Annotated in this window: 17 protein-coding genes; 13 read left to right on the top strand and 4 right to left on the bottom strand. The window is 56.2% G+C overall.

Annotation, left to right across the window (positions count from 1 at the left end):
* Positions 1–106 precede the first annotated feature (106 nt).
* Positions 107–757: a YjbF family lipoprotein gene (locus tag ACOYNV_RS00620; RefSeq protein ID WP_422897790.1), complete on the top strand. Its 651-nt coding sequence runs from the start codon at positions 107–109 to the stop codon at positions 755–757.
* Positions 758–803: 46 nt separating this feature from the next.
* Here the strand turns inward: ACOYNV_RS00620 and ACOYNV_RS00615 are convergent, their stop codons facing one another.
* Positions 804–1,088: a hypothetical protein gene (locus ACOYNV_RS00615; RefSeq protein WP_422897789.1), complete on the bottom strand. Its 285-nt coding sequence runs from the start codon at positions 1,086–1,088 to the stop codon at positions 804–806.
* A gap of 104 nt (positions 1,089–1,192) precedes the next feature.
* Between ACOYNV_RS00615 and ACOYNV_RS00610 the strand changes: the two genes are divergently transcribed.
* Positions 1,193–2,212 carry a phosphatase PAP2 family protein gene (locus ACOYNV_RS00610; protein ID WP_422897788.1) on the top strand — a complete coding sequence of 340 codons (1,020 nt, stop codon included), beginning with the start codon at positions 1,193–1,195 and terminating at the stop codon, positions 2,210–2,212.
* Between the two features lie 23 nt (positions 2,213–2,235).
* On the top strand, positions 2,236–2,571 hold the full coding sequence (locus tag ACOYNV_RS00605; protein WP_422897787.1) for a diacylglycerol kinase: 336 nt from the start codon (positions 2,236–2,238) through the stop codon (positions 2,569–2,571).
* Positions 2,572–2,831: 260 nt separating this feature from the next.
* On the opposite strand, the gene ilvN is transcribed toward ACOYNV_RS00605, so the two are convergent.
* The 3 genes from ilvN to pepN all read right to left on the bottom strand — a co-directional run bounded on the left by ilvN (position 2,832) and on the right by pepN (position 8,012).
* Entirely contained in the window at positions 2,832–3,140 is a 309-nt protein-coding gene (gene ilvN, locus ACOYNV_RS00600; protein ID WP_422897786.1) for an acetolactate synthase small subunit, read from the bottom strand.
* A 2-nt stretch (positions 3,141–3,142) separates the two neighbouring features.
* Complete coding sequence (gene ilvB, locus ACOYNV_RS00595) at positions 3,143–4,825, bottom strand: acetolactate synthase large subunit (protein ID WP_422897785.1); 1,683 nt, start codon at positions 4,823–4,825, stop codon at positions 3,143–3,145.
* Between the two features lie 568 nt (positions 4,826–5,393).
* Positions 5,394–8,012, bottom strand: a complete 2,619-nt coding sequence (pepN, locus tag ACOYNV_RS00590; protein ID WP_422897784.1) for an aminopeptidase N — start codon at positions 8,010–8,012, stop codon at positions 5,394–5,396.
* Positions 8,013–8,187: 175 nt separating this feature from the next.
* Here pepN and tpx point away from each other — a divergent pair, with 175 nt between their 5' ends.
* The 10 genes from tpx to ACOYNV_RS00540 all read left to right on the top strand — a co-directional run bounded on the left by tpx (position 8,188) and on the right by ACOYNV_RS00540 (position 22,181).
* The gene (tpx, locus tag ACOYNV_RS00585; protein WP_422897783.1) at positions 8,188–8,691 is read left to right on the top strand and encodes a thiol peroxidase; all 504 of its coding nucleotides are present in this window, start codon (positions 8,188–8,190) and stop codon (positions 8,689–8,691) included.
* Between the two features lie 600 nt (positions 8,692–9,291).
* Positions 9,292–10,638, top strand: a complete 1,347-nt coding sequence (locus ACOYNV_RS00580; RefSeq protein ID WP_422897782.1) for a sigma 54-interacting transcriptional regulator — start codon at positions 9,292–9,294, stop codon at positions 10,636–10,638.
* 361 nt (positions 10,639–10,999) lie between these two features.
* Positions 11,000–12,100, top strand: coding sequence for a M23 family metallopeptidase (locus ACOYNV_RS00575; RefSeq protein ID WP_422897781.1), 1,101 nt, complete (start codon positions 11,000–11,002; stop codon positions 12,098–12,100).
* Positions 12,101–12,187: 87 nt separating this feature from the next.
* A complete protein-coding gene (locus ACOYNV_RS00570; protein WP_422897780.1) occupies positions 12,188–13,240 on the top strand; it encodes a DVUA0089 family protein in 1,053 nt (350 codons plus the stop codon).
* A complete protein-coding gene (locus ACOYNV_RS00565) occupies positions 13,237–13,944 on the top strand; it encodes a CatB-related O-acetyltransferase (protein ID WP_422897779.1) in 708 nt (235 codons plus the stop codon). Before ACOYNV_RS00570 ends, ACOYNV_RS00565 begins: the two co-directional genes overlap by 4 nt.
* Before the next feature lie 490 nt (positions 13,945–14,434).
* Positions 14,435–16,156, top strand: coding sequence for a calcium-binding protein (locus ACOYNV_RS00560; protein WP_422897778.1), 1,722 nt, complete (start codon positions 14,435–14,437; stop codon positions 16,154–16,156).
* Between the two features lie 151 nt (positions 16,157–16,307).
* Positions 16,308–18,044, top strand: coding sequence for a type I secretion system permease/ATPase (locus tag ACOYNV_RS00555; RefSeq protein WP_422897777.1), 1,737 nt, complete (start codon positions 16,308–16,310; stop codon positions 18,042–18,044).
* Entirely contained in the window at positions 18,044–19,387 is a 1,344-nt protein-coding gene (locus tag ACOYNV_RS00550) for an HlyD family type I secretion periplasmic adaptor subunit (RefSeq protein ID WP_422897776.1), read from the top strand. The genes ACOYNV_RS00555 and ACOYNV_RS00550 overlap by 1 nt, the downstream gene beginning before the upstream one ends.
* A 9-nt stretch (positions 19,388–19,396) precedes the next feature.
* Positions 19,397–20,653, top strand: a complete 1,257-nt coding sequence (locus tag ACOYNV_RS00545) for a glycosyltransferase family 4 protein (RefSeq protein WP_422897775.1) — start codon at positions 19,397–19,399, stop codon at positions 20,651–20,653.
* 190 nt (positions 20,654–20,843) lie between these two features.
* On the top strand, positions 20,844–22,181 hold the full coding sequence (locus ACOYNV_RS00540) for a TolC family outer membrane protein (RefSeq protein ID WP_422897774.1): 1,338 nt from the start codon (positions 20,844–20,846) through the stop codon (positions 22,179–22,181).
* The last annotated feature ends 226 nt before the right edge of the window (positions 22,182–22,407 follow it).

Below are 22,407 nucleotides of genomic sequence, written 5' to 3'. Positions count from 1 at the left end.
AGCCGCCGGGCATCGAACACTCGGCAACTGTTGGTAAAATTTGGATTCGATTATACACTGTTGCGTTTTAGTACATACCCATATAACCTTATACGATTGAAGCCTCATGAATCGACGCCACTTCCTCGGCTTGCTCGCCTCATCGGCCGCGCTCACCGCCTGTACAAACAATAACACGCTGAAAAGCCTGAGCAGTGCGTATGAAATCTCGTTTGGGAACAAATCCGCTTTCGACCCGAGCTATCCGGAACAACTGCCCTACGCCTCGATTTCTGTTGGCATCAAGAACATGAGCCGAGCGCTGCTCGTCCTTGGGAAAGTCGATGGGGACGAACTGCATTGGATTTCGGCAGACCGCAGCGTTCTGGTCACTCGCCATGGCCGACTGGTCAAAACGGTTGGCTTCAAGGAGAACCTGATAAAAACCGATTTTCCCGGCCCCGATTTTTTTGAGAACTGGAGCGGCAACGAGAAGCCGACCCAGGCCAACCGAATCATCGATCTAACTCCCGGGAATCGCTACGGAATACAGGTCATCGCGTCATTAAAAACGATTGGCAAGGAAACCATCAGCATCGGTAGCAAAACGTACCAGACGACCCGTTTTGAAGAAAACTGCTTCGCCCCAACGCTTTCATGGACGTTCTCCAATAGCTACTGGGTAGATGACAATGGCCGCGTCTGGCGGAGCACTCAACAAGCCTCACCCGCCAGCCCACTCATCACGATTGAGGTCACCAAGCCTTACAATGGTTAAAAAAAAACCTCCAGACCTGGAGGCTTTTTAAATCATCCGACGAAAATCAACGCGTCGATGGGGACGTCGAGGTCGAGGTCGAGGTCGAACCATTGTTGTCACCACCGGCAGCAGCAGCGATAACAACCGCCGCCAAAACAACTCCGGCAACAATCATCCCCGTCGTGACACCACCAGCAGCGGCCGCACCAGCAGCACCAGGAGTACCAGCAGTACCAGCAGTACCAGCTTCTTCAGGGGCGGCAACAGGAACGGCATTCTGAGCAAATGCGATATTCACCGACGAAAGGCCTAAAAGCGCCGCAAAAAGTACGGAAGCAATTTTTTTCATACGAACTCCTCTAAAAATTAAAAAAATACGCCTGAATGTTATAATTCTGTTTTCCAGAAGTCAACATATTCATTCTTGCATTCTCCGACCCCCCTACTGATGACATGCCAAGTAAAATCCTTTGCAGCACTTATTTTATCCTTTCGTGCATCTCGCAGACGGCAATCGCAGAGAATTTCGCCGCAGACGGTGTCTATTCACCCTTTGAGGCGGATGACGAATCGTCACCCATTGTTGTTTTTCGTGGTGCAACGCTTTCGGTCTATGATCCGCTGGATATTCCGGCGCTTAACAAAACTTCAGACGCCATAATCGCTGCGGAAATAACCACGCCGTTAGTGCAGATTGACCAAACCCCTACGCCTGCAAGCAACGATCGACGTTCTATTGCGCCAGCGACGCCAATAACCAACCCGGAAATAGCGGTCAAGTCCATGGAAAGCACCCCAAACTTGGCGGTTGCTCGCGGCGAGATCACTGGGCCGCCGCCCAAGCAATTGACGGACAATATTGTCACCAATCTCGGCTTGACGGTCGGCGCTATTTTGCTTAGCTCAAGCCTGGATAAGGCAGGTGACCGCTTTGCGCTCGATCATGGACAAAACACAACAGTCAAGGCAGTCACCAAGGTCGGCAATGCGCTGCCCTTCATTGCGCTTGGCCTGGCCGGCCTGGCCGTACTCGACTCCTCCGACCCACGCCTTAGCCGCACCGGGCTTGCTGCACTGGAGGCAGGAGGTGCCAGCGCGGTCTCCGCCTATGGCTTGAAATACGTATTCGATCGCGCCCGACCGGAAGCCAATCTGGGGCCTTCGTCATTTCATTCCTCTGGCACCAAGAGCAGCGACTCGTCCTTGCCATCAATCCACACCGCCACACTATGGGGGGTGATCACGCCTTTTGCCAAGGAATACGACATGCCGTGGTTGTATGCCGTCGGGCTGCTCACCAATTTTTCTCGTGTCGCCGACCGCAAACACTGGGTTTCCGACACGATCGCAGGAAGCGCGCTTGGCTACTGGCTAGGCGATATGGCTTGGCACCACAATCGTTTGGACGATCGCTCAGGGACGTCAGTTTCTCTGACAAACCGCGGCATAGCATTTAGCTGGGCGCTCAGGTGAAAAGCAGCCCACTGCTCTCGCGCATGAATTTTGCGCTTAGCGGCTGGAAAGAAGCCTATTGCGCCGAGCTCAGCTTTCGGACACAGACCTTGGTCACGGCCATCACATTGGTCGCAACGACCGTGATTTCCCCCTCGCCCTTTTGGTGGGCATTGATCCTCCTGGTGATTTCGCTAGTCCTAGCTGCAGAGCTCATCAACACAGCGCTTGAGCGCACTCTCGATGGACTGCATCCGCAGCGGGCCGAATTCGTCAGAAAGGCCAAGGACTGTGCTGCGGGCGCTGTGCTGATCATTAGCTGTGCCGCCGTGGGCATCTTTTTTCTGATGCTTTACGACACCATGAATCTGCAGCGTTAGCTCAGGCCATCGCCCAGCAATTCTCATTTAAAAAAGTCATACCCGATAGCGAAAGGCGCGGCTTTAAAGAACGGTCAAGAAAAATAAATTTGAACTGCGACCATGGGCGCCAAACCCAAGACAAAAGGACTTCCCAACGCGCACCAGACCCGTTGCAGCAGGCGGATTGCCGCTGGCAACGGACGGTACGTTATGGCTGGGATAATGGTGGCAAACGCGGTGATGGCAAACGCGGCGGCAGCAAGGACGGTCGCTGAAACCTAGCGGAAATACGCCTCCATGCGCTCGAATACCTCATGCGTGGCACCGTGCCGACGGACCGCCAGCACATCTTCCAGCTTCTCGATCTGCTTTACCATTTGCTCCAGACGGGCATCCTCGTTGACCAGCAACCAGATGCGACTGGTCTCGCCGTTACCGACCGGCATGACCAGGATGCCTTCAACGTTGTAGGCACGGCGCGAGAACATGCCGACCACGTGCGACATCACGCCGGCATGGTTATTCACATCAAGCTCAAGCACTGTCCGGGCGAGCGCCCGGTTTTCCGTATTCGTAACGGCATTCATGTTCAACCTCCGATCATGTCTTTGTTGGACGCACCTGGCGCCACCATGGGTAATACCTGCTCACGCATGTCGATGCTGGCGTGGATCAGCATCGGGCCGCGCGAGTGCAACGCTTTGTCCAGCGCGGCGGCGGGATCACCGGCCTGGTCGAGGTCGAGCGTCTGCCAGCCAAAGCCTTCGGCAACCTTGATGAAATCGGGCATGCCCTTGAACTTGGAAGCAAAAATTCGCTCGCCGTAGAACATGGTTTGCTGCTGGAATACCAAGCCAAGCGAGGCGTTGTTCATGAGCACGACTTTGACGTTGGCTTCTTCTTCCGCCGCTGTGGCGAACTCCTGAACGTTCATCAGAATGCTGCCGTCGCCGGTAAAGCAGACCACCGTCCGTTCCGGTTCGGCCAACGCTGCGCCAATCGCTGCCGGCAGACCGAAGCCCATCGTTCCGAGTCCGCCCGAAGTCAGCCACTGGCGCGGCCGGCGCAGCGGATACGCCTGCGCCACCCACATCTGGTGCTGGCCGACATCGGTAGTGATCGTCGCTTCGTCGTCAAGGCAATCGGCGACGGCGCGGATCAGCCCGTAAGGCGTGCGCGGGTCTTCAATGCCCGGCATGCGCAGCGGATGGTCCGTTTTCAACTCGGCCACGCGCGACAGCCAGGGGGCGCGAAGGCTGGCGCTGACCTGCGGCGCGAGCAGTTCGAGAACTGCCTTGACATCGCCGGTGATGCCAACCACAGCCGTCTTGATCTTGTCGAGTTCGGAGGGATCGATGTCGATGTGGATGATTTTTGCCTGCGGACAGAAGGCTGCCACTTTGCCCGTCGCACGGTCGTCAAAGCGGGCGCCTACGGCAATCAGCAGATCGCATTCATCGAGCGCCAGGTTGGTGCAGCGGGCGCCATGCATGCCGAGCATGCCCAAAGACAGCGGATGATCGACCGGCATCGCCCCCAGCGCCATCAACGTCATCACGCTTGGCAGGCTGGCCTTTTCGGCAAACGCCACAGCCAGTGCGGAAGCGCCGGAATGCACGACGCCGCCCCCAAGGTAAAAGATGGGCCGTTCGGCGGCATTGATCATCGCCGCTGCGCGGGCTATCAGATCGGCAGCTGGCGAGGCGACCGGATCAGCGACGCCAGGCGCCGGCCATTCACTGACTTCAACCAGCTGGTTCTGCACATCCTTCGGGATATCGACCAGCACCGGTCCGGGGCGTCCGGAGGCGGCCAGGCGGAATGCTTGCGGAATGACATGGAGCAATTCCTCGGCTGAATTGACCAGGAAATTGTGCTTGGTAATCGGGATGGTCAAACCGTAGGTATCGACTTCCTGAAAGGCATCGGTGCCGATCATCGAGCTGGGAACCTGCCCGGTGATCGCCACCAGCGGAATCGAATCGAGCTTGGCGTCGGCAATGGCTGTCAGTAAATTGGTGGCACCGGGGCCGGAAGAGGCCATGCATACTGCCGGCAGGCCGGTGGCACGAGCCATGCCCTGGGCAAAGAAGCCGGCACCCTGCTCATGGCGGGCCAGCACATGATGGATCAACGCCGACTGCGACAAGGCATCGTAGATCGGCAGAATGGCGCCGCCAGGAATGCCGGACAGCGTTCGCACGCCTTGCCTTTCGAGCAGGCGCACAACGATCTGCGCCCCGTTGAGTGTTTCGGTTTTATTGCTGGACATCGACATCTCCTTCAAAGAACTGCGGTTAGCGGCCAGACCGGGCGGATGTTCAAAATGAAAAACCCCCGCCTGGTTTGCACCGGCGGGGGTTTTGGAATCTGCTGTCGTTTTTCGCTTCGACTTATCTTCTTCCGGCCCTCGACGGTGCGCTGGGTACTACGCGTACTACCAGTACGACACCAACCGAAACGAGGAATGCAACTGTAGCCATCGCTAGCGCGACAAGCAGTTGGAGGGAAGGTGTATCGAAAGAAAACATGGTCGTAAAGTCAAAGCCAGGAACGTGAATGACAATTAGAAACGAGTCTGAGGAAAAAAACAACCCCTTGTATCTCATGGGCATGCATACCGCCCGGGATGGGATATAAAACCAGAAACGCAGAAAAAATATTTACCTGATTTCTTCAGAACCGGCCTGCGAAGCAGGCAGAACGGGCGCCTTCGAATAGCCCACCCTGAGAGCCAATGTTCACGGGGCTGCCACGGCATGCCATGCGAAGATCGCCTATCGACGGGCGTTGCAGGGCAGCGTTATAAAGAAATAGTGGACGGTGTCTGCAGCGCCTCCTTAACCCAGCGCTTTATTCACCACTTCAAACACGTCGCGCGAAAGACCCGGCTGCTGCCTGATCGACTCCAGCGCCGCCTGCGCATGGCTCTGGTGAACAGCATCGAAGCGTTTCCAGCGATCAAAGCAACGTGCCAGTCGCGAGGCGACTTGCGGATTGACCGGATCGAGTGCGGCAATCTGTCCGGCGAGGAAGCGGTAGCCACCGCCGTCGCCCGCGTGGAAATGGCGATGATTGGCGCCAAAGGTGCGTATCAGGGAATAGACCTTGTTCGGATTACGCAGATCGAAAGCCGGGTGACGGGTGAGGCTTTCCACTCGTGCCAAAGTGTTGGGCAAACGACTACCCGCCTGCACCGCAAGCCATTTGTCGACAACCAGAGCTTCGTGTTGCCAGCGGGAGTAGAACGCTTCAAGCACAGCCTCTCCTTCCGGCCCGGGCGCATTGGCCAGCACAGCGAGGGCGGCGAACTGGTCAGTCATGTTGTCGGCGCTATCGAATTGGAGTCGCGCCAGAGCCCGGTACTCGCTCGAATCGAGTTCATTCAGGTAGCCAAGACAGAGATTGCGCAGGCGACGACGTGCTGCCTCGCTGGTTTCCGGCTGGTAGGCGCCGGTTGGCGCCAGAGCGGCATAGAGGCGGGCAAACTCGCCCTCCAGGCCCTTCGCCAGATAGCGCGCCAAAGCAGTTCGGGCGTTGTGCAACGACTCGGGATCAACCACCTCCATCTGCTCGGCCAGCGTGGCTTCGCCGGGTAGCGTTAGCGCCTCGGCGATGAAGGCCGGATCGCCCGTGCCGACCAGGACTTTCCGCGCCGCATCGAGAACACTCGCCGGCCACTCGGCGCTTTCACCCCGCGCAAGACTGACAACGGCGCGGCGTATCAATTGACCGAAAAGTCGCTGACCGGCTTCCCAGCGGTTGAATGGATCGCTGTCATGGGCCAGCAAGTGGGCCAGTTCGGCTTCGCTGTAGGCACACTCCAGCACGACCGGCGCCGAGAAATTGCGCAGTAGCGAGGGCACCGGAGCCACCGCGACGTTCTCGAAAACAAAGGTCTGCTCCGGCTCGGTCAGGTGCAAAACACACGTGCTCACGCCCTGACCCAGATCCAGATCGCCGCCATCCGGCCCGACCAGACCAATGGCGACAGGAATCAGGCAAGGCGCTTTCCCGGCCGGCCCCGGCGATGCGGCACTGGCCTGGGTCAACATCAGCGTATAGCGCCGCTCTGCCGCGTTGTAGTCGCCACGAGCCGTCACTTTCGGCGTGCCGGGCTGGCTGTACCAGGTCATGAATTGGCTGAAGTCAAAGCCGGCGGCATCGCCCATGGCGGCAACGAAGTCGTCGCAAGTCACCGCCTGCCCGTCGTGACGGGCAAAGTAGAGATCCATTCCGCTCCGGAATTTATCCTTGCCGATCAGCGTCTGGATCATGCGTACGACTTCGGCCCCCTTTTCATAGACGGTCGAGGTGTAAAAGTTGTTGATTTCCAGATAGCTGGCAGGACGCACCGGGTGCGCCATCGGGCCGGCATCTTCCGGGAACTGGGCGGCACGCAGGCCGCGTACTTCGCGGATACGGGCGGTCTCGCGGCTGTGCGTGTCGGCACCGAATTCCTGATCGCGGAAGACGGTCAGACCTTCCTTCAACGAAAGCTGAAACCAGTCGCGACACGTCACGCGATTGCCGGTCCAGTTGTGGAAGTATTCGTGGGCCACCACGCGGTCGATGTTCTCGAAATCGACATCCGTAGCCACATCGGCCCGCGCCAGCACGTATTTGGTGTTGAAGATGTTGAGGCCCTTGTTCTCCATGGCGCCCATGTTGAAGTCGCCGACGGCAACGATCATGTAGTGGTCAAGATCGCATTCGAGGCCGAAGCGCTGCTCATCCCAGTGCATCGACTTTTTCAGTGCAGCCATGGCGTGAGCGCATTGATCGAGCTTGCCCGGTTCGACGTAAATGGCCAGTTGCACCTCGCGCCCGGAAAGGGTGCGATAAGTATCGCGCAGCACATCGAGCTTGCCGGCCACCAGCGCAAAAAGATAACTGGGCTTTTTGAAGGGATCTTCCCAGGTGGCGTAATGGCGGCCTTCCGGCTCGTCGCCGCTGCCCACTGGATTACCGTTCGAGAGCAGGAAAGGAAATGCGGCCTTGTCGGCATGAATGGTGACGGTATAGCAGGCCATCACATCCGGTCTATCGAGGAACCAGGTGATGCGGCGAAAACCTTGCGGTTCGCACTGGGTAAAGAAACCGTCACGGCTGCGAAAGAGTCCGGAGAGTTGCGTATTCCTGTCCGGCTGAATGCGCACCCGCGTTTCCAGCGTGAAGTTCTCTGGCAGATCATTCAGAACAAGCCGGTTTGCACTCAGGCTGTAAGCGTCAGCAGAAAGCAACTGGCCATCGACCTTGACCGACAGCGTTTCAAGATCCGCGCCATCCAGCACCAGCGCGTGATCGCCGGAAACCGCCGGGTTTCGCATGACGTTCAGGGCGGCCATCACCAGCGTCCCTTCAGGGCGAATATCCACATCCAGATGAACGGTATTCACCCGCCAGGCTGGCGGCGTGTAGTCCTTGAGATGAACCGTGACAAGTGAATCGTTAGGCATGTTGAGGCTTCCGGATGAAGGGCAGCAGCGATGATAGCGGATGAACGCGCAGAGGTGGACCCAGCAGCGCACGAAGTGAAGCACAAAGCAATGCGCCGAACTTTTAAGGCTGACTGCTGCTCAAAGAACATAAGAAAAAGAAGATTACCCAATTTATAGACGAGAAGGATTCAACATGAAAAACACTGTCACCCTGGGCGGCAACCCGGTTCAAGTTACTGGATCTTTCCCTCAGAAAGGCCAGGCAGCCCCGGCTTTCTCGCTGGTCGGCAAGGGCCTGATCGACGTTTCGCTGCCGCACTTTTCCGGCAAACGCAAGGTCCTGAATATTTTCCCGAGTATTGACACACCCACCTGCGCAATCTCGGTGCGCAAGTTCAATCAAAGCGCAAGCAAGCTGCACAACACGGTCGTGCTGAGCATCTCGGCGGATCTCCCTTTCGCGCAGAGTCGTTTCTGCGGAGTTGAAGGCATGGACAATGTGATCACGCTTTCAACCATGCGCGGTCGGGAGTTCCTCGAAAACTACGGAGTCTCGCTAAGCAATGGCCCGCTGGCCGGTGTTGCGGCGCGGGCGGTGGTTGTTCTGGACGAGAACGACACCGTATTGCACAGCGAACTGGTCCCCGAAATCAAGAGCGAGCCCGATTACGAGGCGGCGCTCAGAGCTTTGGCTTGAGCGAACTACAGCAGCAGGGCTGATAGTTCGCTGTTGCTGCAGGGCGCATCCATCGTCTCGTTCTGGTGGATGCGCTTCGCTCATCTGACCGAAGGAAATGTGCCCCGCAGGAAATACCCTTGGGGTGCAGAGCCACTCTACTTGGCTGGCCTGTACTAGCCCATTGACTTACCGTCATTCCGGGCTTGACCCGGAATCCAGATTCGTCCATCTGATCAAGATGTTAAAAGAACAGTTTGATAAACGAACTGGATTCCGGGTCAAGCCCGGAATGACGGCGGATGGTTTGAACAAATTTACTCTGCTTATCCACCCTACTTGGCGGTACTTATTGGTCATATACGATTAACCCCCGGGCAATTACGGAATGCAATTCACTACAGGCATCCATGTAGTAAGAATAATGAAAGCCGGGTATTTCACAACCCTTCGCTGATCGATAGAGTCTTACGTCAACAGACCGTGCCTTGTCATCGGTGGGCTGCATGGCATGCCAGACGCAACAGACTCCACAGAGGCCGGCAAGAGAGAGCGGGGCCGCGCTCATGACGAATCACTTGCGCCGGCATTTTTTTGTGACCAGCAACCCGGGGGTATCAATTGAAAATTCGTGCCGTAGTTGTCATTGATCCGCAAGGATCATTCACCCAGCAATTGCCGACACAGGACTTAGCCAACATCGAGTTTCATCGTGTCGAATCGGTTGCAGAAGCCAAACAATTGCTGTGCAAACAACCATGCACCGTCGGGCTCGTGGTTTTTGATTCGCCGACCGGGCTGACGCACGAAGAAGTCGAGCCACTCGTCGCTTCATCCTCGATGACCGAATGGATCGCAGTCGTCGCACCCCAGGCGCTTGAATCGGCCGACTTCAAGGCCTTCGTGCTCAGTGCATTCCACGACTACCACAGCCTTCCGCTTGATCTGCTTCGGCTGCTGGTCACCATTGGTCACGCGTGGGGAAAGGCGCGTCTGAGACTTTCCTTGAACGGCAGTCAAAACGCAGACTCAAGCCGTTTCGGCATTTGCGGAAACAGTCCCTTGATGCAGGCTTTTTTCAAGCGACTGGAGAAAGTAATCAATGTTGAACTCGCCGTCCTGATCGGCGGCGAAACGGGTACCGGCAAGGAACTTGTTGCCCAGGCCATCCACAAGCATTCCCCACGATCGAGCGGCCCCTTTGTGGTTGTCAACTGCGGCGCCATCCCGGCAAACCTGATTCAATCGGAATTGTTCGGGCATGAAAAAGGCGCCTTCACCGGAGCCGTACAGCGAAAAATTGGCAGCATCGAAGCCGCCAATGGCGGCGATCTGTTTCTCGACGAGATCGGGGATCTGCCCCTGAGTCAGCAGGTCAACCTGCTGCGCGTCCTGCAGGAACGGTCCATTTCGCGGCTCGGCTCAACCCAGGTCATACCGGTCGATTTCAGGATCATTGCGGCGACCAACGTTGACCTGCATGAAGCGGTTCAGGCTGGACGCTTCCGGGAGGATTTGTATTACCGTCTGAATGTCGTTCATCTTTGTTTGCCACCCTTGCGCCATCGGGATGGCGATGTACGGCTGCTGGCCGAGGCCATTTTCCGAAGATATTCCACGGGCAACAAGAATTGCCGGACCACCGGTTTCAGCACTGCTGCGCTGCGGGCGATGAACGCCTACCACTGGCCAGGAAACGTGCGCGAACTCATGAACCGCGTTCATCGCGCGGTGATTCTCAGCGACAACAAGCTCCTCAGTGCCGCCGATCTGGGACTTGAAGCCTATGCCGATGAAGCACAGAACGCGACCCTGATCGACGCCAGATCATCGCTGGACCGCACCATCGTTGAGAACAGCCTGCGTGCAAACGCCAATAACGTATCCAGGGCAGCGCGTCAGCTCGGTGTCTCGCGCGTTACGCTTTACCGCATGATGAGCAAGCACAACATAGCAGCGGTTCACTGAAGTAGTTGGTAATTACTGATGTACCAGTTTCAAATTACGCGCCGGTCAGAAAACCTCTGTTGTAAGGAGGTTCTTTCACCGTTAATTATGGGTCGAACGCATTTGCCAGTTTTAAGTTTATGGCACGAAACGCTCTATTAACCGCAACGGCAACGCTCTCAGGATCACCAACACTTAACGGTGAAAGAGCCTTTTTGAAAAACCTGATCCGACCTATGGTGTCGAGATTCTGCAAATCCTGCGTCAGCAACCACAATGGTGAATGGTGAATGTAAGTGAAACAAGCGGAATGTGATGGTGCTCGGTCTTGAAGAATGCGTAAGCAACGCAATTACCCAATTGAAAATGGAATGATCCTTTTATGAATAGCTTACCCAAAAAACAGTTACCAGTTAGATTCCTGCGCTTTGCCCAGTTTATCCTGGCTGGCTGGCTGATATTTGCTCAGAGCTACGCCATCCCGCAGCACGCGCTCGGCAGCAGCAACAAACCGCTGCTATCGCAAGTTTCCCAAGTTAATAGCAAATTTGAAATCGGTCTGCCAATCGACTGCACCCTCGGCAAGGACTGCCACATACTCGCCTATATAGATCAGGACCCTGGTCCGGGATTTCAGGACTTTGGCGGCGGGCGCCAAACCTATGATGGACATGATGGAACGGACTTCGGAATTACCGATGAAGCCGCCATGAAAAAAGGGGTTGCCGTGAAGGCCGCAGCTTCCGGTGTGGTTGTTCGGGTTCGCGATGGCGTCGCCGACAAACGCGTGGAAAACCCTCAAGATGCAGAAAAAATCACCAATATAGGCTGCGGCAACGCGGTGGTCATCGATCATCCGAACCAGTGGCGAACCTACTATTGCCATCTGCGTAACGGCAGCCTGACAGTAAAACCAGGAATGCGTGTCGAAAAAGGGGCTGTATTGGGAATGGTCGGTTCATCCGGCCTGGCGTCCTACCCGCATGTGCACTTCGGCGTACTTCACCAAGGCCGGAAAATCGATCCTTTTCTGGGTGAATCTCTGGGTGAATCTCTGGGTGAATCCACGGTGAAAGGCGGCCAGCCCTTATGGGAAGAAACAATCGCTTATGTGCCAACTGGCCTGATCAACGCCGGCTTCAGCAGCCAGAAAACGGACATCAACGCTGTATGGCAAGGCGCTTCATCAACCACATCGCTCACCACGAAGGCAGCAGCCATCATCTTCTGGGTGCATCCATTCGGCGTAATCGCCGGCGATGTAGAACACCTCCGTCTGATCGCCCCGGACGGCAAGACGGTCATCGAAAGCAAAGCGCCGATCAAGACGCCCAACCGCATCAACCGCATAAGTTTGATTGGCAAGCGCAACACGCCGGAAGAACCCATCAATGCCGGAACCTGGAAAGGAGAATACCAACTTCGTCGCAACGAAAAGCTGCTCATCGATATCAAGCGGGAAATCGAAGTAACGAAAAGTTGAACACGCAAGAACAAACATGGCGGTGATCACTTCCATGGCGACAGCCCTGTCGCTACCGGCTACCGGCACATTCCTGAGGAAAAATTCATGAGCAAGCGTACGCTGAGCTTCTGGTGCACAATGGTCCTTGCAGCCGTCCTGCAATGCATACCGCTTGTCGCGCAGTGCGCGCCTTACGACATCGTTCTTGCCAGCGGCAAGCTTGGCACCAGCGCCATCGGCCTGTTCAAATTCACCATTGCCGGGAACGTACTGGGGAGCGAGTCGTTGACCATCGGGACGACAGGTTCCAGCTTCGATACTGAAATTGCTCTCTACGATAGTGTCGGCCACATGGTCGCCACCAATGACAACATGTCATCGCGCAACCCATTGAGCCAATTGAATTTTGGTGGAAGCAACGCGCTTTCCGCAGGGAACTATACCGTGGTCATCAGTGGCTTCAATACGATTTTTCGGGACGGAAATATTATCCCCGGAAGCAGCACGGGGGGGGACTTCCAACTTGGCATCCAGTCCACACAGCCGGTACAGACACCCTCGGCACCAAGCTATCTGGCCAAGGACGGAAATATTCTGCCGAACTCGATCAAGGAAACCCAACTTGCCAGTGGCAGGATGATTGCCGGGACGGTGCAACGCCTGGACTTCATGCTTAACAACGACATCCTGGGCGGCGACTGGCTGTCAATCATTACCAAAGGAGCCGGCTTTGACAGCGAGATCGGACTGTATGATGCGAAGGGCAAATTGGTGGCTACCAATGACGACATCAATCCACGCAACCTTTTGAGCCGGCTAAGTTTCGGCCTCGACGGTGACAACGGACGGAAACTGCTGGCTGGAGCCTACACGCTGCTGGTTGGCGGTTTCAATACGATATTCAATGATGGCCTGAAGGCGACAACCTCATCCTCCTATGAGGGCGATTACGCCATCTATCTGCAATCGTCGAACGGGATTTCAATCGCCGGCACGAGCCCCGAAAACAGCAACCTGACCGTACCCGAGCCCTCGTCCATCTACCTGGCGTGGCTAGGTCTGTTCATCCTGCTTGTTCACCGCAAAGGTGAGGTTTTCAGGTTCATCTGTGCAATTTTTTCGTTACCACAAGAAAAACCGGAAAGGGCTCTTTCATGAATTCCACTACCCAACAATTGTCATCCGGCAATGCAATCAGTGTTCATGCCAGCACCCGGCTTTTGGGAAAGGTGGTAATCGAGGCGCCCTTCAAGGTTTTTGCCAATGTCACATTGAATGCATTTCACGGAGGCGCGTTCAGCTATGTGTCGCCTGCCAGCCGCTTGCATCATGTCCGGCTGGGGCGCTACTGCTCGATTGGCGACGATGTTTGCATACTGTCCTCTCATCCCACCGAGGGGCTGACAACCTCGCCTTTTCCTTATCAAAGCCTGTTTCTCCCTCCTTTTAACGCGCCGCCGATGATCAGTTTCGCTAATCTGGGCAACACGGTCATCGGCAACGATGTCTGGATTGGTTCTGGCGTACGCATCAAGAACGGCATCAACCTTGGCGATGGCGTTATCGTTGGTGCCGGGAGCGTAGTTACCCGGGATGTGCCTCCGTTTACCATTGTTGGCGGGGTGCCTGCCCGGCCAATTCGCATGCGATTTGAAGAGTCGATACAGCAGCGACTGATGGCTCTGGCATGGTGGCGCTACAACCTGATCGGCCTGCCGTTACCTTGGAACGATCTGCCCCGGCTGATTGAAACCCTGGAAACCCAGGTGGCCAACAGATCACTGGCACCCTACCGGCCTCGACCAGTCGCCCTGAGGCGTGATTGTAATGAAATCACAATCAGGAATCTTGAAAGTCCATGAATATTCTGTATTCCCGATCTGCTGTCAGGAACTACAGGGCACTCAATTCAACGAAAAGAATAGGGAATTTACTTTTAAATTTCCAGTGCGTGGCTTCCTGACGGCCGCTGTTCTTCTTGAATCTCCGATAACGAACCCTGATGAAGCCGCATTGTTGCTTCATCGCCGGAAAGTAATGTTTGGTTCTGTCATGCAAGGGTAGCTTTGGGCTGGGCGTGGGCAAGATTACCCAGTAAGCCAAACGATACAGACAAGCAGAGCCTATCACCATGATTCAAAAGCCGATTCTATTTACCGCCTGAAATCCTGTTTCACCAATGAAACACATTGCCTGCTTTTTTTCACACGATAAAACATTATTTTATTTATAAACAGCAACTTACAAATCTGGCACAGAGCGTGCTAATGAAATAACACCCCGAGGCGCAAATCGTGCTGATGGGTATGTATCTCAACAATGCTATCAACCAACCAGGAATGGAGATCTACCATGGCTAAGATTTTAGACAACGCTGCCAATCTCTTTAAGGCTACAGTCGGAGATGATGAAGTATGGGCAGGTGGCGGCAACGACAGTATTTACGGTGGCGCCGGTAACGACACGATATACGGCGAGGCGGGCGATGACAAACTGCTCGGCGAGGCCGGCAATGACGTTCTGAATGGTGGTGTCGGCAATGACACCCTGGACGGTGGTGCAGATAATGACCTCCTCAATGGTGGTGAAGGTAACGACAGCCTGATCGGTGGCACGGGTGATGACGTGCTGAATGGCGACGCCGGTGACGACAAGCTGTCCGGTGGTGACGGCAACGACACGCTTAACGGCGGAGCCGACAATGACACGTTGAGCGGCGGAAATAACAACGACGTGCTCAATGGCGGTGACGGCACTGACAGTCTCCTTGGCGATGCCGGCAATGACGAACTGAATGGCGACGCAGATGACGACACCCTGAATGGTGGTGCCGGAAACGACACCCTGAATGGCGGTGCCGACAACGACAAGCTCATTGGTGGCACTGGCAATGACGTTCTCTATGGCGATGATGGCAATGACACTCTCACCAGTGCCGGTGACACCGGCGCGAATGAAATGCATGGCGGCGAAGGCGATGACAGCTTGCTCGGAGGTACTGGAGCCGATTCGCTATACGGCGATAACGGCAATGACACCATGTTTGGTGATGCAGGCAACGATTATCAGGATGGCGGCAAAGGCGATGACCAGATTACCGACAACGGTGGTATGGACACCATCTACGCTGGTTCGGGCAACGATACCGTACTGTCGGGTAATGATGACGACAAGATTTACGGTGAGGACGGTGACGATAGCTTGAGCGGCCAAAACGGTAATGACTTCATCGACGGCGGCACTGGCGACGATGCGATTGACGGCGGCGTTGGCAACGACGAACTGCATGGCGACTACGGCTTCGACACTATTACTGGTGGTTCCGGTACCGATACGCTGTACGGTGGCGAAGAAGATGACACCCTGGATGGTGGTGCCGCTAACGACAAGCTGTACGGTGACAATGGCGAAGACAGTCTGATTGGCGGGGCCGGTAACGACAGCCTCGAAGGCGGTGAAGGTAACGACACCCTCGAAGGCGGTCTGGGCAGTGACACCTTGTCTGGCGGAACCGAGGACGACGTTTTGCATGGTGGCGACCAGGGCGACTTGCTTGATGGCGGCGCGCAGGAGGACTCTCTGTACGGCGAAGCTGGCAAGGATACGTTGATTGGCGGCGACGGCAACGACTCCCTTGACGGTGGTTACGACAATGACACGCTGGCCGGCGGCGATCGGGACGACACACTGGTTGGCGGGCAAGGTTCCGACAAGTTCGTGTTCAACGTACATGCCGCTGCAACGGGTGAGAGCTGGCTGGACAGCGGCCCTGACCTGGTGAGCACTGACATCGTTGAGGATCCAGAGTTGATCGACATCCTGCGCTTCGAAGTTAACAACACGGCGATCAATACCGTGGCGCAACTTGATCCATATGTTCATGTTGTAGATGATGGCGCCGACGTAACGATCTTCTTCGACTGGGATGCCGATGGCAACTGGACGCAAGATAGCGAAGACTCGATCGTGCTGAAGGGCTTGGGCATTACCCCGGGAGAAGATGGCATCAGTTCTCTGGTAGAGCTTCAGTCAACGTCCATCAACATCCAGATCGGGCACACCTGGATGGGTTAAGTCAAGGCAACGTTTACTCCGGGGCTGATGCCCTGGAGTAAAGCAGGCACGGGCTTCGGCCCGTGTTTTCTTCTTGCCGACGAAGATCTTTCCAGTCTCACCGTTCGCGCAAGATTCGCAATTGGCAAAATGATACGAAAAGTTGACAGCCATGACCAAGCACATCCTGCCCCGGATTCTCGCTCGTTACCGCAGCTCCCTCTTGATGCTGTGGGTCTTCAGTATCTTTTTCAACCTGCTGGTATTGACCCTGCCGCTGTACATGCTGGGGGTCTTCTCGAATGTACTGACCAGTCGTAGCCAGGACACGCTTGTCTTGCTGACCATGGCCGCTACCATTGCGCTGCTGATACAGGGTGCGCTGGATTTTATCCGCTCCAGGCTGCTTATACGGGTTGGAGTTACTCTTGATGCGGACCTTACCCCGCATGTGCTCGAATCGATCATCCGCAATGCGGCCGGTAGCGCTCAGCGCAACTCCCAGCGGCTGCGCGAAGCAGTCAAGCTGCGCAGCTTCCTCACCGGCCCCACCATTTTTACCCTGTTCGATCTGCCCTTTGCACCGCTTTATGTGCTGGTGATTTACTTGATGCACCCGGCTCTAGGCACTCTCGCGCTGATCGGCTGCCTGGCCTTGGCGGGCATCGCCGTAGCCAACGAGTTGCTGACCCGTGCGCCGATCAAGGTGGCACTTAAAACCAACCGGGACGCCCAAAGCCGCGTTGATGAATTCGTGCGCAATGCCGACGCCATCGAGGCCATGGGCATGATGCCGGCGGTGCTCAATCAGTGGCAGCGCAGCAACATCGAATCCCTGGCAGCGCTGACCCAGGGGTCGGACAGCACCAGTGTCACCCGCGCCATGGCCAAATTTGTACGGATCATGCTGCAGGTCGGCATTTATGCCGTCGGCGCTTACCTTTATCTGCAGAACGAAGTCATGGTCGGTGCCATTATGGCCGCTTCCATCCTCATGGGCCGAGCGCTGTCACCGTTGGAGGCGTTGATTACCACCTGGAAAAGCATGGTCGGGGCCTGGGATTCCTACCTCCAGATCAAGGATGCTCTCGAGCCGAAACGCCTGCTGCCTTACCGTAACCGCATGATCATGCCGGTTCCAACAGGACGCTTGCAACTGGATCGGCTGGTTGTAGCCGCGCCAGGAAGCGATCGGATGATTCTTAAAGGGGTTTCCTTCACCCTCGAACCCGGCGAGTTTCTCGGCGTTGTCGGTCCGAGCGGGGCCGGCAAATCGACGCTGGCCAAGGCGCTGGTTGGCATCATCACGCCAAAAATGGGTAGTGCCCGCCTCGATGGCGTCGATCTTTCCTCCTGGCATTCGGATGATCTTGGCACGCATGTCGGCTATCTTCCCCAGGATGTACAGCTTTTCTCCGGCACAGTGCGCGACAACATCTCCCGCCTGGGTGGTAACAATGATAGCCAGACGGTATTGCAAGCCGCCATGATGGTGGGCCTGCATGAAGCCATTCTGCAACTTCCAAAGGGTTACGACAGCGAAATTGGCGAGGCCGGCGGGCTGCTGTCAGCCGGGCAGCGTCAGCATCTTGGTCTGGCACGCGCGCTTTATGGCAACCCGCGCCTGCTGGTGCTGGACGAGCCCAATTCGAATCTGGACTCGATCAGTGAAGAAGCCCTGCTGCAAACCATGGATGAGGCCAAGAAGCGGGGTATCACCCTGGTGGTCATCACCCATCGCCCGAGCATCTTGCGTGCGGCTGACAAGTTGCTGATGCTCAATAACGGTTCCGTTGAGCTCTTTGGCCCGCGTGCCCAGGTCATGCGCAAGCTTTCGCCCGGTGCGCCGCGCAAGGAAGTTGAAGCTGAGCAGCAGCCAAAACTTCAAGTTGTTCAAGGAGAGAACTGATGAGCGCAATGAATAATCTGGCGCAATTTGAGCCCTCCAGTACGGGTGGTCCTGACTTCACGGGGGCGATGAATATAAGCCAGAGCCGCCTTGTTATCTGGGGTGTCATTATCCTGGTCCTTGGTTTTGGCGGCTTGGGTCTGTGGGCAGCATTTGCACCCATGAAAAGCGCGGCACTGGCGCAAGGGGTCGTCAAAGTGGCGAGCGAGCGCAAGACGATTCAGCATCTGGAAGGCGGGATCGTGAAGGAAATCCTGGTTAAAGAAGACCAGGAGGTTGAAGCCGGGCAGGTTCTGGTGCGGCTTGACGATATTAACGCCCGCGCCCGCTATGCCGTGCTGCAAGGCACGCATGATTCTTTCAGCGCCGAGTTTGCGCGCCTTGAGGCCGAACGTGACGATCGGCCCGAAGTTGTCTTCCCGGAGTCGTTGCTGAAACGGCGCGACGACCCGAAGGTGGCCCGCTTGCTCGATGGCGAGGTGCAGCGCTATGCCAGCCGCCGTGCTGCAACGCGCGGTCAGGTTGACGTGTTGCGCCAGCGCAAGCAGCAGAACCAGGAGAAGATTAACGGGCGCATGACGCAGGTGGCGGCAACGCGAACCAAGCTCGACTATATCTCGGAGGAGATCAAGGGCGCGGAGAAACTGATGGAGCTTGGCATGTACACCAAGACCAGATACTACGCATTGAAGCGATCAGAAGCCGACCTGAGTGGTGAAACTGGCCGGCTACGCGCCGAGATTGCCGAAACAAGAGCGCTCAACGGCGAAACCGATCTGCGTATCATGGATCTGAAAAACCAGATTCAGAAGGAGGCTGACGACAAGTTGCAGGACGTTCGCGCCAAGCTTGACAGCATCCGGGAACAACTGGACTCGGCAGCGGATTCTCTCGCCCGCACCGAGATCGTTGCTCGCCAGTCGGGTACGGTGATGGGCCTGGAGGTGCACACCATCGGCGGCGTGATCAAGCCGGGAGCGGCGATCCTTGATATCGTTCCCAAGGACGACATGATGACAGTTGAGGCCCACGTTCGGCCGGAAGATATCGATGTCGTGCACAAGGGGCTGCCGGCAGAGGTTCGCTTCACTGCCTTCAGTTCGCGCACGACGCCGGTTTTCCCTGGAAAAGTCTCACGGGTGTCTGCTGACCGTTTCATCGACCCCAACCGGGGCGCACCGTACTACATAGCCCAGATCGAAATTGATCCAAAACACATTTCGAATTTGACTCTCCAGCCGGGAATGCCTGCTGAAGTCCACATCGTCACTGGCGAGCGCACTGCGCTGGACTACATCACAAAACCGATCCGGGATCAGATGCACCGCGGGATGCTGGAATAAGGATGTTTCATGAAAACCTTATTCGTCCATCAGAACTGCCCTGGTCAGTTCAAGCACCTCGCCCCCCGTCTCGCCGCCTTGCCAGGCAACGAGGTGGTTTTCATCACCCGCCCCGGAAAGCCAGACCTGCCGGGCGTACGCAAGCTGGAATACACCCCGGCGCGAAAGCCAGCCGCTTCCACGCACCGTTATCTGCGCCTGACGGAAGAGGGAGTCCTTAATGGACAGGCGGTCGCCAAAGTCGCCACCGAGTTGCGCGGAAAAGGGTTTCGGCCCGATGTGATCGTTGCCCACCTTGGCTGGGGAGAGGCTCTGTATCTCAAATCGGTCTGGCCCGGCGTTCCCTTGGTGGGCTATTTCGAGTGGTATTACCGCGCATTCGGCAGCGATGTTGACTTTGATCGAGCCCCGTCGCTGGATGACGTTTGTCGCATCAATACCCGCAACAGCTTGCATCTGCTCAACCTGGAAATGGCCGACTGGGGCCTGACGCCGACGCGATGGCAGCAAAGCCAGCACCCGGCAGAGTACCAGCGCAAGCTGTCGGTCATCCATGATGGAGTGGACACTGACTTGGTCAGGCCGAATCCTCAAGTCTCGGGGCGCCTGAAAGATGGCTTGAATCTCAAGGCCGGCGATGAGGTGATCACCTATGTCGCACGCAATCTCGAACCTTATCGCGGCTTTCCGCAGTTCATGCGCGCTGCGGCGCTTATCCTGAAACGGCGGCCGCAAGCGCAAATACTGGTGGTTGGCGGTGACGGCACCAGTTACGGCAAAGCCCTTGAGAATGGTCAGACTTATAGGCAGCAAATGCTGGCCGAGCTTGGTGACGACCTGGATCTGCAGCGTATTCATTTTCTCGGCCGCGTGAAATACGATGTTTTCCTGCGTGTTCTGCAACTTTCAGCCGCCCATATCTACCTCACTTACCCCTTTGTCCTTTCATGGTCGATGCTGGAGGCCATGGCCGCCGGTTGTCTGGTTATCGGCTCGCGCACAGCACCGGTGGAAGAGGTCATAAAGGATGGCAAAAATGGCCTTCTGGTGGATTTTTTTTCGCCCGAAGAAATCGCTGACGGCGTCGATCATGCACTGTATAATCCCCAGAAAATGGCAGTCATCCGCCGTGCCGCTCGACAAACCGTGCTTGATCACTATGCCCTTGAAAGCTGCCTGAGCCAACAGGTTCAACTGATCACTGCCGTGGCCCGGGGAGAGAAAAGTTTGTCTTCCTTCGGCGGCGTCAACACATTCGCCAGATAAAGATCGGCGGCCGGTTGGTGGCCATCGTCGGCGAGGCGCCAAGCATGAAGGCACCGTTGGTAACACGCACCATTTAGAACGCTTTCAGCACGTTCAGTGCTTGAAAACCCTTGCCGCACCGCTGGTCAATGCCTGCGGTGCGGCCTATATTTTTCTAGCAGGTCATCGTTTTTATAGTGAGATCAGCCCCATGCGTTTGAAGCAATCAGCAAGTCGCCTGTCACTCCTGCTTGGGGCGCTGATATCGGCTTCTCCGGCGTTTTCTGCAGACCTCATGCAGGTCTACCGTGATGCGCTGAACAATGATCAGCAATACGCTGCTGCTCGCGCCAATGCCGAGGCGGGGCGCGAAAAGGGGCCGCAGGGCTTATCCGGGTTGCTGCCGACTATAGACGCCTCGGGTAATACGCGGTGGACTGAAAACAAGTATGTCGTGAAAAATATTTCCCAACCCGATAAGAACTTTAACAGCAACGGCTATAGCGTCAATCTGACGCAACCGCTGTTCAATTGGCAGAAATTCGTACAGTACGGTCAGGGCAAGTTACAGGTGGTGCAGGCTGAGGCGACTTTAGCGCAAGCCTCGCAGGATTTGATTCTGCGGGTGGCACAGGCCTACTTTGACGTACTTTATGCCAAGGAGAATCTCAACGCGGTACGCTCCAACAAGCAAGCGATAGCCCAACAGCTCGAACAAGCCAAAAAGAGCTTCGAGGTTGGTACCGTAACCATTACCGATTCTCAGGAAGCCCAGTCGCGCTTTGATCTGGCGGTTGCTCAAGAAATTGCTGCCGAAAGCGATCTGGAAGTGAAGCAATACACTCTGCGTGTTATCGTCGGAAAGGACTCTGGAGAGCTCAATCGTCTCAAGCCGCAGGCCCAGCTGAACCCGCCACAGCCTGCCATTATGGATAAGTGGGTCGATGCCGCTGAGAACGTCAGTTTTACCGTACAGGCGCAACAAGCCGCAACCGAGGTTGCCGCCAAAGAGGTTGAGCGCACGCGTGCCGGACACTACCCGACAGTTGAGGTTATTGGCAGCTATGGCAAGAACATTGCAGGTTTTGGGATCGTGCCTGGAGACCTTCTCGAAACAAAATCCAGCATTATTGGATTGCAAGTAACGATCCCGATTTTCCAGGGGGGCTACGTCAATTCCAAGACCCGTGAGGCGGTGGCCAACCGAACTGCTTCAGAGTCAGCGCTTGAAAGTGCCAGGCGTTCGGCAGCACTTGGCGCGCGCCAATCTTTCCTCGGCGTGGTAAATGGATTGGCCCAGGTACGGGCGCTCGACGCAGCGCTGATTTCAAGCATCAGCGCGCTCGAATCGAACAAGCTGGGTTACGAGGTCGGTGTGCGCATCAATATCGACGTGCTCAATGCGGAGCAGCAGGTTTACGTCACCAAGCGCGATCTGGCCAAGGCACGTTTCGATACGCTGCTGTCCCAGCTCAAGCTGAAGGCGGCGGTCGGTTCGCTTGGGGAAGACGATCTGCAGCAGATCAATCCGCTGTTCGAAATGCCATAACTTCCCTGATCCACGCGACGGTTCGTTCCGTGGCGCCGATATCCGCCAGAGTGAAGCTTGCCGCGGCTTCGCACATCGCGGGCAGTGTTTCACTTTGCTTCAAGCTAACTTTCATGCAACCATGATACAGCGCCCATGATAATGAAATATACTGCGCGGGTGCGTTGTTTCGCAAAGACTGAGAGCCTGTGAGAAAATCAAAATCAGCAAAAAATCGGTGAAACCA

Origin of the sequence: Propionivibrio sp., assembly GCF_049316945.1 — a bacterium.
GTDB lineage: Bacteria > Pseudomonadota > Gammaproteobacteria > Burkholderiales > Rhodocyclaceae > Propionivibrio.
This window is presented reverse-complemented; position numbering and strand designations above follow the sequence as displayed.